We start from the raw sequence: 13,947 nt of genomic DNA on the forward strand, positions 1-13,947 counted from the left end.
CGCCTTCGGCTAATCCACCCTACGCATGAGGAGATGAAGCAAAGCTCGGGCGAGAACCTCAGTCTGGTGCCCCGATGCTGCGCAGCACGAATTGATGCGCTGCAAAGCTGGAGCCCATGTGGCAGCATGCGTGCGGCTTCCTGGGTCCCGGCTTTGCGAAGCAGCGTAAGAATGCTGCGGTGCACCCGGGACACGGGAGCCTGGTGAGGTCGATCCAACGGTCCCTGCATTTCGTCTCAAATTGCAACCCGCGCGTGCAAGAAGTCTTGATCGGCTGTGATCTAGGGGTGAACGTGCGGCTTGAACGCGCGCCCTGACCACGGCGACCAATGGGAGAGTGCAAAAGGATCAGCGGAATGTGATCGCAGCTCCCCTTCCTAAAGCACCAAAATGGTGCTTTAGTGCTTTCCATGAGCCAGTCGCCCCGAAACGCGCCGTCCGCGCTGCGTTACAGGCTTGCCCCTGATCCGGCCGCCAAGGCCGCGCTGGAGGCGACGTTCAGGGCATATGACCGCATGATGGAGATCCTCGACGAGGTCGCGCGGAGCCACAATGTCGGTTCCAACGTCGTGCTGCTGCATGCCCACGCCTACGACCCGATCCGCAAACAGACCGCGCTGCCGTCGCGCCTGGTGACGCTGGGCCTGCGCGACCGCGCCGAATATCGCGCGGCGCAGGGCCGTCGTCTGCCGCTCGACGACAAGCTCGCCAAGATCAAGGGCCCGGCCACCATTTCGATTGCGACCGTGCAAGGGCGCTTCAGCGTGCCGTTCGACTATGCCGGCTATGCCGAGGGCTGGGGGCAGAGCGTGCCGGCGCGTCTGATCCGCACTGACGACGGTTTCGAAGTTCACTACGGCGTCACGCCGAACAGTCTGCCAGAGGAGGAGAACGCTATGGATACCATCGCTGCCGCTCCCGAAAATTTCCTGTCCCGGGTCGGACGCCTGATCGCCGGGATCGCCTATGACGCGATCGAGCAGGCGGAAGGCAAAAACAAGCTTGGGGTGGTCGGACAGGCCATCCGCGAGATCGAGCGCGCCGAGAGCGAGGCGCGCGATGCGCTCGGCGCTGCGCGTGCCGAGGAATACCGCCTCAACGCGCGCCGCACCGAGATCGAGCGCGAGATGGTCGATCTCGCGCCCAAGATCGAAGGGGCGATCACCGACGGGCGCGACGACCTCGCCCGCGCCGGCATCGCGCGGCAGATGGATCTGGAGGCGCAGTTCGAGGTGCTGTCCCGCGCCATCGACGAGAACAACGAGAAGATCGAGCAATGCGTCACGTCGCTGCGTGCGGTGCTGTCGGCACTTCAGGACGCCGAGCAGCGCCGCGCCGATCTTGAAAAGAGTGAGGCGGCCGCAAGCCATCAGGCCTCGACGTCGCCCCGTAAACAGGGCGGCAGCTCTGCGGCGGCGAAGGCGTTGCGGGCGGGCAGGGCGGTGGCGCGAGCCACCGGCGTGCCGCCGGGCATCCCGTATTCGAGCGACATCGACGAACTCAGCACGCTCCATCGCGACAAGGAAATTGCGGCGAGGCTGGCGCGGCTGAAGTCACGCTCCTGAGTACCGCGTCATGAGCGCTCTGCTCGAACACGTCATGTCACCGGAGGTCAGGCCGTTCGCGATCGCGGCGGCCATGATCCTCATCGTCGGCTCGATCGAGGTGGTCTCGATGCTGGTCGGGGCTTCCCTGAGCGAAATGCTCGGCACCAACATCGACTTCGGCCATCCCAGCGACAATGGCGTGATCAACGCCATCTCCTGGATCAATGTCGGCGGCGTGCCGCTCTTGATCTTCCTGCTGCTCCTGCTCGGCGCGTTCTCCATCACCGGCTTTCTGATCCAGGACATCGCGCGGATGCTGGCCGGTCCCTTGCCGGCCTCGGTCGCCTCGGTCGGGGCCGTCGTGGTGTCGGTTCCGATGGTCCGTGCGGCCAGCAGGGCCATCGCGCGGGTCATTCCCAAGGATGAAAGCTACGCCGTCGGCCTCGGCGATCTCGTCGGCCGCATCGGCGAGGTCGTCATCGGCCCGCTCGACCAGGGACCGCCCGGCCGCGTCAGCGTCGCCGATATCCACGGCAACCGCCATTTCGTCTGGGCGGTCGCCGCGCCGTCGTCAGCACCCCTGCCGCAGGGAACCATGGTCCTACTGGTCGACCGCGACGGCACCCGCTTCGTCGCAGTGAAGGCCGACGATGAACTTAAGCCGTCCAAGCCACCTCTAAGCAGCTAGCAGTTCATTCATTGGAGAAAGTCATGTTCGACATCGCAGTCCCGGCCATGATCGGCGTCGCGCTGATCGTCGTCCTCGGGATCGTCTTCACCATCCTCTACAAGCGCGCCACGCGTGATGAAGCCTTCGTGCGCACCGGACTCGGTGGCAAGAAGGTCGTGCTCGACGGCGGCGCCATGATCCTGCCGATCTTCCACTCCTATGCCAGCGTCAATCTGAAGACGCTGCGGCTCACCGTGGAACGCAAGGAGCGGGAATCCCTGATCACCAGGGACCGCCTGCGCGTCGACATCGTGGCCGAGTTCTATGTGCGCGTCCGCCCCGACGATGAGAGTATCGCGCTTGCGAGCCAGACGCTGGGTGCACTGACCAATGACGCCGAAGCCCTGCGCAACCAGGTCGAGGCGAAATTCGTCGACGGCCTGCGCTCGGTGGCGGCGACCATGAGCATCCTCGAGCTCCAGGAGAAGCGCTCGGACTTCGTCAAGCATGTGCAGGCGACAGTCGAGTCCGACGTCAAATCCAACGGCCTCGAGCTCGAATCCGTGTCGCTCACAAAGCTCGACCAGACCGACGTCAAGTTCTTCAACCCGGAAAACTTCTTCGACGCCGAGGGCCTGACCCAATTGAAGACGGTCACCGAGACCCGGCGGCGCGACCGCAATGCCATTGTGCGCGACAACGAGGTGGCGATTGCGCAAAAGGACCTCGAGGCGCGCCAGCAAACCCTCGGGATCGAACGGACCAAGAAGGAAGCGGAGCTCTCCCAGGAGCGCGACATCGCCAACAAGACCGCAAGCACCCGGGCCGAGGTCGCGACCGCCACGCAGACCGCGCGCCTCACCGAGGAAAATGCCCGCATCGACACCGACCGAGCCGTCGCCGAGAAGGAGGCCGGCGCCAAGCAGGTCAAGGAAACCGCGGTGATCGAGTCGGATCTGGCGATCAACAAGCGCAAGACCGACGCTCAGCGCGAGATCCAGATCGCCACACAGGAAAACGAGATCCAGATCGCCGCCAAGAGCAAGCAGACCTCGGAAGCCGTCACCGAAGCCAAGGCCGCCGAAGCGCTCGCAGTCTCTGCGGAGGAAAAGGTCGTCACCGCGCGTGCGGTCGAGGTCGCCGATCGTGCCCGTCTGACCCAGGTGCTGGCCGCGCGCACCGAGGCCGAACGCAAATCGACCGAGCTGATCGTTGCGGCGGAGGCCGAGAAGAAGGCTTCGCTCGATCGCGCCGAGGCCGTCAAGACGCTGGCCACCGCCGAAGCCGAGTCCAACAAGATCAAGGCCGTCGGCGTCCGCAACATCGGTGAGGCCGAGGCCGCCGTCATCACCATGAAGAACGAGGCGCAGAACAAGCTCGGCAGCAACGTCATCGACTTCGAGATCGCCAAGAAGCGGATCGAGACGATGCCGTCGGCGCTGGCCGAGATGGTCAAGCCTATCGCCAACCTCAAGGACGTCCGCATCCTGCACACCGGCGGCGCATTCGGCGGCAACGGCGCCGGCGGAGGCAATGTCGGCTTTGGCGAAGGACTCGCCGGCGAGCTGCTCAAGGTGCACGCGCTGCGTCCGATGATCGACGAGATCCTGCGCCAGGGCGGCTTTGCGCCGGGCGATGATCCCGTGCAGGCGCTGGTCGGCGCCGTGACCGGGAAGAGCAATGGCGCTGCCGTGCCTGCGCCGGCGCCGGAAAAGACAAACGCCGCCGATCTATGAATGCCCGTTCATTGCTGCGGAGAATTCGAATCGATAAACAGGCTCGGCGCGTCTCGCGTCGCGCAACGTCCCGGAGTGCAGATCGATCGTGTCCTGAACCTTTCGATCGCGCTCCGGACGTGTCTCGAGGCAACGCCTTTTGTTGCCGCGGCGCCTGCGCCGATCGACGCCAGGCGCTGAGGCCTGTTTCGATCGGAGGATTTTCACATGAAGTATTTTCTGTCTGGATTGATCGCGATCGGTCTTTCGATCGCCGCCATGCCGTCGTTCGCAGCCGACGCCCGCAACGTTACCATCGTCAACGAGACCGGCTATGCCATCAAATTCCTGGGCTTCAACGCGCCGGATGATGGTCTGGACGAGTGGGACAATGAGCTCGACAAGGTGCTTCAGAACCAGGCCAGCACCTATGTCGAGTTCGACGAGGACGACGAGGGCTGCGTCTGGAATATCCGCGTCGACTGGCAGAGCTACGACCAGGCGGTGCTCTGGAAGAACGTCAATCTCTGCAAGATGACCGCGCTTCGGCTGCGCTACGACCCCGGCACCAAGACCACCTCGTTCCTCGCGGAATAACGATTGGCCCGTATGGCCGGAGGAGGGGCCGCTCGGCCCTTCCTCAGGCACGTTGCGGATGATGACGAATTCGTCTTTGCAAGCGCAAGCGGCTTTGTTATACGCAGCCGCGCGCGAACGACTGGTTCGCCTTTTCCTCGGTAGCTCAGCGGTAGAGCATCCGACTGTTAATCGGATGGTCGCTGGTTCGAATCCAGCCCGGGGAGCCAAATTCTACCGCAAATTCAATGACTTGTGATCGCGCCCTCAGGCGGCGCACGACCTTGTTGCATTGAATTCTGATCAGCGTGTTCGGGGTCCCTGGCTGGAATCGCCTTCAAGCAGATGTGTGCATGGGCCCCGTCGCGCCATGCGGGCGGCCCCAAATCGACTCAATTGAAATCGAGCTTCGCGACTGCCGGATTTTTACGGAGCTGATTCCCATGCCAGACATCCAGGTCGACCACATGGCCCCCTCGATTCTGCCGGCCGACATTCCCGAGCTCAGCGACGACGAATGTCTCGCCTGTCTGGCGCGTGCGGTCGAGACACCCGAGTCAGCGCGGCTGGACGAGGTCGCGGCTCTGATCGGCCGCCTCGCCGTGGCGATCGAATAATCCGTTCCACCCCCTGACGCGGTAAGATGCGGACGCCTTAGCCCCAAAAGCCTTGGCACAAAAGCCTTGGCCCCACAGGGCTAACGGCCGTTGCGTTTTGGCCGGCCATGTTCCAAAGATGCCGCCAACTTTGGTTCGCGGCATCGCCGCATTGCAGGGTCCGCAAATGTCCGGTTTTTCGACCGCGCGCCTCAAAATGGTCGATGGCCAGGTGCGCACCAGTGACGTCACCGACCGTCGTGTTCTCGATGCCATGCTTACGGTTCCGCGCGAGGCCTTTGTGCCGGCAGGCCGGCAGGCGCTGGCCTATCTCGATCTCGACCTCGACGTGAGCGAGGGCGCAGACAAGCGCTTCCTGATCAAGCCGCAGCTGACCGGCAAGCTGCTTCAGGCCGCCGAAATCGGGGAGGGTGACAACGTGCTGGTGGTCGGCTGCGCCACGGGATACCTCGCGGCGCTGACAGCCAAGCTGGCGCGCCAGGTCACCGCAACGGAATGCGATTCGGCCCTGGCCGCGAAGGCCAAGGATGCCGTCGCTGCCCTGGGGCTTGCCAATGTGACCTGCAAGGCCGCAGCCTGCACCGAAGGCGATCCTTCCGCTGCTCCCTATGACGTGATTATCCTCAATGGCGCCGCCGAGGTGACGCCGGAGGCGCTGCTCGGGCAGCTGAAGGAGGGCGGGCGTCTAGTGGGGGTTTCGGCCGAATCCAGGCCGCCCCGGGCCATGATCGTGACACATACCCATGGTGAATTCGGTCATCGGACCCTGTTTGACGCCGCCGCTCCGGTCCTTCCCGGCCTGGCGCGGACTGCCGCCTTCGTCTTCTGACAGCTCAAAGCTCATAAAATCCCGTTCTGAATCAGAAGTGTGGCCGGGATGCTGCACGTGAAGAGTTTCCACCGAGAACTACTCTGGGGTGGTTCCGTCGCGCTTGACCGCGTCCTATGTTGCAGCGGGGCAGCGACTCCACTCGTAGACGGTACCCAGCTCGCGGGCACGAGCCGGGCGTTAGAATGAACGGAATTTTTGGGATGCATGGGGTGAAGCTCTTCACCGGAGCTGCGGTTTCGGTCCTGCTGCTGTCGCTAGCCGGGCCGGCGCCTGCCTTGGCGGATACGATCGAGTCCGCACTGGTGCGCGCCTATCAGAACAATCCGCAGCTCAACGCACAGCGCGCCCAGGTGCGCTCGACTGACGAAAACGTGCCGCAGGCCTTGTCGGGCTATCGCCCGAAGGTCTCGCTGACTGCGAGCGGTGGTTACCAGTACTCGGACTTCAAGAGTGCCTCCACCAGCGATCCGGTCAACGGTAAAGGCTATCCCCGAAGCGCAAGCCTGACTGCTTCCCAGACACTCTACAACGGCAACCAGACTGCCAACCGGACGCGCGCCGCGGAGAGTCAGGTTTCCGGCTCCCGCGAAGCGCTGCGCAGCCTCGATCAAAGCGTGCTGCTCCAGGCCGCCACGACCTACATGGATTATCTGCGCGACTCGGCCACGCTCGAAGTTCAGCGCAGCAACGTGCGGGTGCTCGAGCAGACGCTGAAGCAGACCCGTGACCGCTTCAATGTCGGCGAAGTGACGCGCACCGACGTTGCGCAATCGGAAGCACAGCTGGCGGCCGGCAGGACGCAGGCCCTTACCGCGGAAGCAAACCTCACCACGACGCGCGCGAACTTCCGCCGCATCATCGGCAACGAGCCGACGAACCTTGCACCTGGCTCGCCTGTCGATCGCTTCCTGCCCGCGACGCTTGCCGCCGCAGTCGAGCTCGGCCTCGTCGAACATCCCAACGTCACGGCTGCAATGTTCGGCATCGACGTCAATTTCTTGCAGGTCAAGGTCGCCGAGGGCGCTCTGCTGCCGACCGTCTCCCTGCAGGCGGCTGTCACCCAGTCCTACGAACAGTCCTTGATTCAGTACCGTTCGTTCAACGCATCCGCGATCGCGCAGGTGTCGGTGCCGATTTATCAGGGCGGTAGCGAATATTCGCTGATCCGCCAGTCCAAGGAAAACCTGGCGCAGCAGCGTCTCAACCTCGAAACGACGCGCGACCAGACCCGTGCGACCGTGGTGCAGTGGTGGGGTTCGTTGCAGGCCGGCAAGGCGCAGGTGCAGTCCGCGCAGGCGCAGGTGACGGCATCCGAGATCGCGCTGAACGGCGTGCGCGAAGAAGCCAAGGCCGGTCAGCGTACCACCCTCGACGTGCTCAACGCGCAGCAGGCGCTGGTCAATGCGCGCGTTGCACTGGTGACCGCGCAGCACGACCGGGTCGTTGCATCCTATAACGTCCTTGCTGCCGTCGGCCGTCTGGCGCCGCAGGTCCTCGGCCTTGGGACCACGGTTTATGATCCCAGCGTTCACTACCATCAGGTCCGCGACAGCTGGGCCGGCGTGCGCACGCCTGACGGACGCTGATTCCCCGTCGTCATCCGATCGGCCTCGCGAACAGCCGAGGCCGATCGGCGCTTTGCTTGCAATCATCAAAATCCCTGACATAGCCTTGCCAAGACAATGCGGGTCGATTCGCCCCGCGTTGATGCCGTATGCGTAAAGCTTGAGTGCCGGGGGCAGGGACGCACCGCTGCACGTTGAGCCGTGATCTGGGGACAAGTCGGGCTGCCGCGACGAAAATGTCGGGCCGCTCGTTGCGGAACCGGCCAATCCTGTCGTGCTTGGTGTAAAACAGCGCATGCGAGGGCGTTGATGATGTGGAGTCGGAGATGACGCAGCCTGCAAAGGTCACAGAACCCTCGATGGAGGAGATTCTGGCCTCGATCCGGCGCATTATTGCCGACGATGAGGCCAAGCCGCCGCCGGCTGAGACCGCCAAGCCCGAGAAAGCCGCGGCACCGGCCGCGCCGCCAAAGCCGCAGGCGATGAACGACATTCCGCCATCCAAGGTCGCACCGGCCAAGCCGGCCGCCGAGAAGCCCGCTCCAGCCCCGGCCGCAAAGCCGGCACCGGCGCCGCCACCCGCGGCGGAAGCATCGCCAAACAGCCAGGACGACATCGACGCGCTGCTGGCGGGGCTCGATGCGGCCACGCCTGCGCCCGAGGTCCGCGCGCCCGAGCCTGAGCCTGAGCCCGAACCCGACGTGCTCGAATTGACCGACGAGATGGCGATGGATCCGACGCCGCCTCCGCCGCCACCGAGCTTCCGCAAGGTTGAGCCGCGCGACGATCTCGAATTCGCCGAATCGCCTCCGCCGCGTCCAACGCCGCCACCGTCCTACGCGCCGGTGGACTTCGAAGCCCCGCCGCTGCCGCCGCAGCAGCCGATCCTCGCGCAGTCGACGGTCTCGGCGGTCGAATCCGCCTTCAACTCCCTGGCCCATACGGTGCTAAGCAGCAATGCGCGGACGCTGGAGGATCTGGTCAAGGAGATGCTGCGTCCGATGCTGAAATCCTGGCTCGATGACAACCTTCCGGGCCTGGTTGAACGCATCGTGAAGGCCGAAATCGAGCGAGTCTCGCGCGGCGGCCGCTGAGACGGGCGTTCGGCCCCGATATAGCCCTGCTCCCAGGGCATATTCGGCCTGCGGATCGGGCCGAATGCCCTTTGCCGCTGAGCTTCCCGTTGACTTGACCCGCACACGCGGCTTTCTAGCAGCCCCATGATCGAGAAAAATTACCAGCCCGCCGATATCGAAGCCCGCATGTCCGTGGTGTGGGAGGACAGCCTTGCCTTCAAGGCCGGTCGCCCCGACCGTCGCGACGCCGTGCCCTTTACCATCGTGATCCCGCCGCCGAACGTGACGGGCTCGCTGCACATGGGCCATGCCCTCAACAACACGCTGCAGGACATCCTGTGCCGGTTCGAGCGCATGCGCGGCCGCGACGTGCTGTGGCAGCCCGGCACCGACCATGCCGGCATCGCGACCCAGATGGTGGTCGAGCGTCAGCTGATGGAGCGCCAGCAGCCCGGCCGCCGCGAGATGGGCCGCGAGAAATTCCTGGAGCGGGTCTGGCAGTGGAAGGCCGAGAGCGGCGACACCATCATCAACCAGCTCAAGCGGCTCGGCGCCTCCTGCGACTGGTCGCGCGAACGCTTCACCATGGACGAGGGTCTGTCCAAGGCCGTCATCAAGGTGTTCGTCGAACTGCATCGCGACGGCTTGATCTACAAGGACAAGCGGCTGGTGAACTGGGACACCAAGCTGCTCACCGCGATCTCCGATCTCGAGGTGCAGCAGACCGAGGTGAAGGGTCACCTGTGGTACCTGCGCTATCCGATCGAGGGCAAGACGTTCAATCCCGAGGATCCCTCGAGCTTCATCGTCGTCGCCACCACGCGCCCCGAGACCATGCTCGGCGATACCGGCGTTGCCGTGCATCCCGAGGATGAGCGCTATCTGAAGCTGGTCGGCAAGAACGTGATCCTGCCGCTGGTGGGCCGCAAGATCCAGATTGTTGCCGACGATTATTCCGATCCGGAAAAGGGCTCGGGCGCGGTCAAGGTGACGCCGGCGCACGACTTCAACGATTTCGAGGTCGGCAATCGCCACGGCCTGCGCCGCATCAGCGTGATCGACAGGGAAGGTTGTCTCGATCTCGTCGACAACGAGGATTACCTGCACGACCTGCCGGAAGGCGCCGCGCAATTCGCCGAGGAGTTTCACAAGGTCGACCGCTTCGCGGCGCGTAAGCGCATCGTCGAGCGGCTGGACTCGTTCGGCTTCGTCGAGCGGATCGAGCCGCACACCAACATGGTGCCGCACGGCGATCGCTCCGGCACGGTGATCGAGCCGTATCTGACCGACCAGTGGTACGTCGACGCCAAGACGCTCGCGAAACCGGCGATCGCGGCGGTGCGCTCGGGCGAAACGTCGTTCGTGCCGAAGAACTGGGAAAAGACCTATTTCGAATGGATGGAGAACATCCAGCCCTGGTGCATCTCGCGCCAACTCTGGTGGGGTCATCAGATCCCGGCCTGGTACGGACCTGACGGCAAGGTGTTCGTCGCCGAGACCGAGGAGGAGGCCGTCAGCCACGCGCTCGGCTATTATGTCGAGCAGGAAGTCATCACGGCCGAGCAGGGCCGCGAGATGGCGCTCGACCGCAACAAGCGCGAAGGCTTCATCACGCGCGACGAGGACGTGCTCGACACATGGTTCTCCTCGGCGCTGTGGCCGTTCTCGACGCTCGGCTGGCCGGAAGACGCCCCCGAGGTGCAGCGCTACTACCCGACCAACGCGCTGGTGACCGGCTTCGACATCATCTTCTTCTGGGTCGCCCGCATGATGATGATGGGCCTGCACTTCATGAAGGAGGTGCCGTTCTCGACCATCTACATTCACGCCCTCGTCCGTGACGAGAAGGGCGCCAAGATGTCGAAGTCGAAGGGCAACGTCATCGATCCGCTCAACCTGATCGACGAATACGGCGCGGATGCGCTGCGCTTCACGCTGGCCGCAATGGCGGCGCAGGGGCGCGACATCAAGCTCGCCACCAGTCGCGTCGAGGGCTATCGCAATTTCGCGACCAAGCTCTGGAATGCGTCCCGCTTTGCGGAAATGAACCACTGCGCCGTGCCCGAAGGCTTCGAGCCGGCGAAGGCGAAGGAGACGCTGAACCGCTGGATCGCGCATGAGAGCGCGCACACCACGCGTGAGGTGACCGAGGCGATCGAAGCCTATCGCTTCAACGACGCGGCAGGCGCGATCTATCGTTTCGTCTGGAACGTCTATTGCGACTGGTATGTCGAGCTCGCAAAACCCGTGCTGCTTGGTCCGGACAGTCCCGCCAAGGACGAGACCCGCGCCATGGTCGCCTGGGCGCGCGATGAGATCCTGAAGCTGCTGCACCCCTTCATGCCCTTCATCACCGAAGAGCTGTGGGAGGTCACGGCGAAGCGCGACGGCCTGCTCGCACTGGCGTCGTGGCCGCTGAAGACTGCCGCGCCGACGCCGGAGCAGCTTGCGATGCTGGCTGCGACGACGGGGGCGACCGATCCGCTCGTCTCGCCGGCCTGGGTGCTGCCGATCTTCGACCATGCCGACTTCACGGATCCCAAGGCGGAAGCCGAGATCGGCTGGGTGATCGACCTCGTCACGCAGATCCGTTCGGTGCGCGCCGAGATGAACATCCCGCCGGCGACGCTGACGGCGCTGGTGCTTGCGGGCGCCTCGACTGAAACGAGGGAGCGCGCGCCGCGCTGGACCGACGTCATCAAGCGCATGGCCCGGCTGTCGGACATCTCCTTCGCCGACCGTGCGCCCGACGGTGCGGTCCAACTGCTGGTGCGCGGCGAGGTCGCCGCGCTGCCGCTCAAGGGCGTGATCGACGTCGCCGCCGAGCGCACGCGTCTCGACAAGGAGATCGGCAAGGCCGACGCCGACATCAAGCGCGCCGAGTCCAAGCTGGCGAACGAGAAATTCGTCGCCAATGCGGCCGAAGAGGTTGTCGAGGAGGAGCGCGAAAAGCGCGAGGCCGCGCTGGCCCGCAAGGCCAAGCTGCTTGAAGCCATGGAGCGGCTGAAGCAGGCTTCGTGATCTGGTTGTCATTCCGGAGCGATGCGCAGCATCGAATCCGGAATCTCGAGGTTCTCCGGTGCGCAATTGCGCACCGCAGTTCGGCTCTCCGAGCTGCCCCGGAACGACAACTACTTCGGGAACGGCTTGCTGAGAAACTTCGAGCCTCTGACGCCGTAGCGCCAGGGCAGCTCGACCGCCTTGGTGATGCCGATCCGGATGCCGGTCGCGACCTCGACGTCCTCTGTCCGCGCATGCAGCGCGATCGGCGACCGGTCCAGCGGCAGGGCGTTGTGCGCAATGGTGATGCCGAGCGCTTCGGTCAGCTTGCCAGGGCCCGAGCACAGCGCCTGCAAATCCTGGAGATGACGGCGGCGGCGCATGGCGGCGATCCCATGGGTCGGCTCCAGCGCGCGGATCAGCACGGCGCTGGCCGAGCCTTCCTCCTCGCAGACGAAATTGACGCACCAATGGATGCCGTAGGAGCGGTAGACATAGGCAAAGCCGGGCGGGCCGAACATGATCTGGTTCCGCGGCGTCGGGCCGTTGTAGGAGTGCGCCGCCGGCTCGGTATGATGATAGGCCTCGACCTCCACAATGATCCCGCCGACGCCGTCCACCAGCATGGTGGCGCCTATCAGGTCGGGAGCGACCTCGCGGACGTTGCGATCGAAAAAGCTGCGCTTCAGGGCTTTGCCGAGCCGCGGTGGCGAAGTCTTCGGGATTGGAGCCATTCGAGGTGAGAATCGCTTGAGAACAGAGCAGGATATTGCCCATATCTGCCATGTTCCCTGAAGCGGTGCGAGCCGGGTTGCGATGCCTGGCGAGACCGACTAGGTAGGACCTGAACAGACCGGACACCCCATGGTCGTTATTGTCGATACCATCTCGAACCCGCTGCGCCCACGCCACCCCGAAAAGGTGAACCGGCCTGACTCCGCTTCCCCGCCGAAGCCGGACTGGATCCGCGTGCGCGCCCCCAATACCCGCGGCTATGCCGACACCCGCAACATCGTGCGCGCCAACGGCCTGCACACCGTGTGCGAGGAGGCGGGGTGCCCGAATATCGGTGAGTGCTGGGACAAGAAGCACGCCACCTTCATGATCATGGGTGACACCTGCACCCGCGCCTGCGCCTTCTGCAACGTCAAGACCGGCCTGCCGAATGCGCTGGACGCAGCCGAGCCGCAGAACGTCGCCGAGGCGACCGCAAAGCTCGGCCTTGCCCATGTCGTCATCACCTCGGTCGACCGCGACGACCTCACGGACGGCGGCGCCCAGCATTTCGCGGAGACGATCCGCGCCATCCGCGCTGCGTGTCCTTCGACCACGATCGAGATCCTGACGCCCGACTTCCTGCGCAAGGAAGGCGCGCTCGAAGTGGTCGTTGCCGCGAAGCCCGACGTCTTCAACCATAATCTCGAGACCGTGCCGTCGCGCTATCTCACGGTGCGGCCCGGCGCGCGCTACTTCCATTCGATCCGGCTGTTGCAGCGAGTCAAGGAACTCGATCCCACCATCTTCACCAAGTCCGGCATCATGGTGGGCCTCGGTGAGGAGCGCCACGAGGTGCAGCAGGTGATGGACGATCTGCGCTCGGCGGAGGTCGATTTCCTGACCATCGGCCAGTATCTCCAGCCGACCCGCAAGCACCACGCCGTGATGCGCTATGTGCCGCCGGACGAGTTCGCCTCTTACGAAAAGGTCGCCTACACCAAGGGCTTCCTGATGGTGTCGGCGAGCCCGCTCACCCGCTCGTCGCATCATGCCGGCGAGGATTTCGCGAGACTGAAGGCCGCGCGGGCCGCGACTGCCCGCTGAACCGCCATGCCCAAATTTTCGAGCAAGCGCCGTGTCAATCACAGCGCCTCCGAGATGTTCGATCTGGTCGCCGACATCGAGCGCTATCCGGAGTTCGTGCCGCTGTGCAGCGCGCTGAAGGTGCGCCAGCGGATGGCCAAGCCCGACGGCACCGAGGTGCTGGTCGCCGACATGACGGTGTCGTTCAAGCTGGTCAAGGAGTCCTTCACCAGCCGGGTGACGCTGGATCGCGCAAATCTGAAAATCCTGGTCGAATATCTGCAAGGTCCGTTCAGTAATCTCGAAAACCGCTGGACGTTCGAGCCCAAAGGCCAAGAGCAGGGTGAGGGCGTCTGCGACGTCGGTTTCTTCCTGTCCTACGAGTTCAGGAGCCGCATGCTGGCGTTGCTGATGGGCTCGATGTTCGATGCCGCCTTCGCGCGATTCTCCATCGCGTTCGAAAAGCGGGCGGATGCGATCTACGGGCGGCCGAAGCTGGCGTCGACGTAAGGCATACTCCCTCCACCGTCATTGCGAGGAGCTCTTGCG

The 13,947-nt window shown here is 64.4% G+C and carries 12 protein-coding genes and 1 tRNA gene; 12 read left to right on the forward strand and 1 reads right to left on the reverse strand.

The genetic code is table 11. The features are described from left to right. Window positions 1-401 precede the first annotated feature (401 nt). From IVB26_RS20690 to IVB26_RS20735, 10 genes are all read left to right on the forward strand, one after another. Window positions 402-1,565 (forward strand): PspA/IM30 family protein, encoded by a 1,164-nt coding sequence (locus IVB26_RS20690; protein ID WP_247967180.1) that lies wholly within the window; start codon window positions 402-404, stop codon window positions 1,563-1,565. 10 nt (window positions 1,566-1,575) lie between these two features. Then, entirely contained in the window at window positions 1,576-2,235 is a 660-nt protein-coding gene (locus tag IVB26_RS20695; protein WP_247967181.1) for an OB-fold-containig protein, read from the forward strand. Between the two features lie 23 nt (window positions 2,236-2,258). Next, on the forward strand, window positions 2,259-3,953 hold the full coding sequence (locus IVB26_RS20700) for a flotillin family protein (protein WP_247967182.1): 1,695 nt from the start codon (window positions 2,259-2,261) through the stop codon (window positions 3,951-3,953). A gap of 207 nt (window positions 3,954-4,160) precedes the next feature. Beyond that, the gene (locus IVB26_RS20705) at window positions 4,161-4,529 is read left to right on the forward strand and encodes a hypothetical protein (protein ID WP_247967183.1); all 369 of its coding nucleotides are present in this window, start codon (window positions 4,161-4,163) and stop codon (window positions 4,527-4,529) included. A 134-nt stretch (window positions 4,530-4,663) separates the two neighbouring features. Beyond that, window positions 4,664-4,738, forward strand: a tRNA-Asn gene (locus tag IVB26_RS20710). A gap of 213 nt (window positions 4,739-4,951) precedes the next feature. Beyond that, entirely contained in the window at window positions 4,952-5,125 is a 174-nt protein-coding gene (locus IVB26_RS20715) for a hypothetical protein (RefSeq protein WP_246929754.1), read from the forward strand. A 166-nt stretch (window positions 5,126-5,291) separates the two neighbouring features. Next, window positions 5,292-5,954: a protein-L-isoaspartate O-methyltransferase family protein gene (locus IVB26_RS20720; protein ID WP_247967184.1), complete on the forward strand. Its 663-nt coding sequence runs from the start codon at window positions 5,292-5,294 to the stop codon at window positions 5,952-5,954. A gap of 203 nt (window positions 5,955-6,157) precedes the next feature. Next, window positions 6,158-7,543 (forward strand): TolC family outer membrane protein, encoded by a 1,386-nt coding sequence (locus IVB26_RS20725; protein ID WP_247973227.1) that lies wholly within the window; start codon window positions 6,158-6,160, stop codon window positions 7,541-7,543. A 305-nt stretch (window positions 7,544-7,848) separates the two neighbouring features. Further along, window positions 7,849-8,616: a PopZ family protein gene (locus tag IVB26_RS20730; RefSeq protein WP_247967185.1), complete on the forward strand. Its 768-nt coding sequence runs from the start codon at window positions 7,849-7,851 to the stop codon at window positions 8,614-8,616. A 126-nt stretch (window positions 8,617-8,742) separates the two neighbouring features. Next, entirely contained in the window at window positions 8,743-11,619 is a 2,877-nt protein-coding gene (locus IVB26_RS20735) for a valine--tRNA ligase (RefSeq protein ID WP_247967186.1), read from the forward strand. Window positions 11,620-11,729: 110 nt separating this feature from the next. Here the strand turns inward: IVB26_RS20735 and IVB26_RS20740 are convergent, their stop codons facing one another. Further along, the gene (locus IVB26_RS20740; RefSeq protein WP_247967187.1) at window positions 11,730-12,332 is read right to left on the reverse strand and encodes a DNA-3-methyladenine glycosylase; all 603 of its coding nucleotides are present in this window, start codon (window positions 12,330-12,332) and stop codon (window positions 11,730-11,732) included. A gap of 130 nt (window positions 12,333-12,462) precedes the next feature. On the opposite strand from IVB26_RS20740, the gene lipA reads away from it, so the two are divergent. Together lipA and IVB26_RS20750 are read left to right on the forward strand one after the other, a co-directional pair. Then, a complete protein-coding gene (gene lipA / locus IVB26_RS20745) occupies window positions 12,463-13,419 on the forward strand; it encodes a lipoyl synthase (RefSeq protein ID WP_247967188.1) in 957 nt (318 codons plus the stop codon). 6 nt (window positions 13,420-13,425) lie between these two features. After that, window positions 13,426-13,908 carry a type II toxin-antitoxin system RatA family toxin gene (locus IVB26_RS20750; protein WP_247967189.1) on the forward strand — a complete coding sequence of 161 codons (483 nt, stop codon included), beginning with the start codon at window positions 13,426-13,428 and terminating at the stop codon, window positions 13,906-13,908. Window positions 13,909-13,947: the final 39 nt, after the last annotated feature.

Origin of the sequence: Bradyrhizobium sp. 195, assembly GCF_023101665.1 — a bacterium.
In the GTDB taxonomy this organism is placed as follows: Bacteria; Pseudomonadota; Alphaproteobacteria; order Rhizobiales; family Xanthobacteraceae; genus Bradyrhizobium.

Excerpts from the sequence above, each read along its gene's own strand:
- IVB26_RS20725 (WP_247973227.1), top strand. The coding sequence starts at position 6,158 with ATGCATGGGGTGAAGCTCTTCACCGGAGCTGCGGTTTCGGTCCTGCTG.
- IVB26_RS20730 (WP_247967185.1), top strand. The coding sequence starts at position 7,849 with ATGACGCAGCCTGCAAAGGTCACAGAACCCTCGATGGAGGAGATTCTG.
- IVB26_RS20715 (WP_246929754.1), top strand. The coding sequence starts at position 4,952 with ATGCCAGACATCCAGGTCGACCACATGGCCCCCTCGATTCTGCCGGCC.
- IVB26_RS20695 (WP_247967181.1), top strand. The coding sequence starts at position 1,576 with ATGAGCGCTCTGCTCGAACACGTCATGTCACCGGAGGTCAGGCCGTTC.
- IVB26_RS20750 (WP_247967189.1), top strand. The coding sequence starts at position 13,426 with ATGCCCAAATTTTCGAGCAAGCGCCGTGTCAATCACAGCGCCTCCGAG.
- IVB26_RS20720 (WP_247967184.1), top strand. The coding sequence starts at position 5,292 with ATGTCCGGTTTTTCGACCGCGCGCCTCAAAATGGTCGATGGCCAGGTG.
- IVB26_RS20735 (WP_247967186.1), top strand. The coding sequence starts at position 8,743 with ATGATCGAGAAAAATTACCAGCCCGCCGATATCGAAGCCCGCATGTCC.
- IVB26_RS20740 (WP_247967187.1), bottom strand. The coding sequence starts at position 12,332 with ATGGCTCCAATCCCGAAGACTTCGCCACCGCGGCTCGGCAAAGCCCTG.
- IVB26_RS20705 (WP_247967183.1), top strand. The coding sequence starts at position 4,161 with ATGAAGTATTTTCTGTCTGGATTGATCGCGATCGGTCTTTCGATCGCC.
- lipA (WP_247967188.1), top strand. The coding sequence starts at position 12,463 with ATGGTCGTTATTGTCGATACCATCTCGAACCCGCTGCGCCCACGCCAC.
- IVB26_RS20700 (WP_247967182.1), top strand. The coding sequence starts at position 2,259 with ATGTTCGACATCGCAGTCCCGGCCATGATCGGCGTCGCGCTGATCGTC.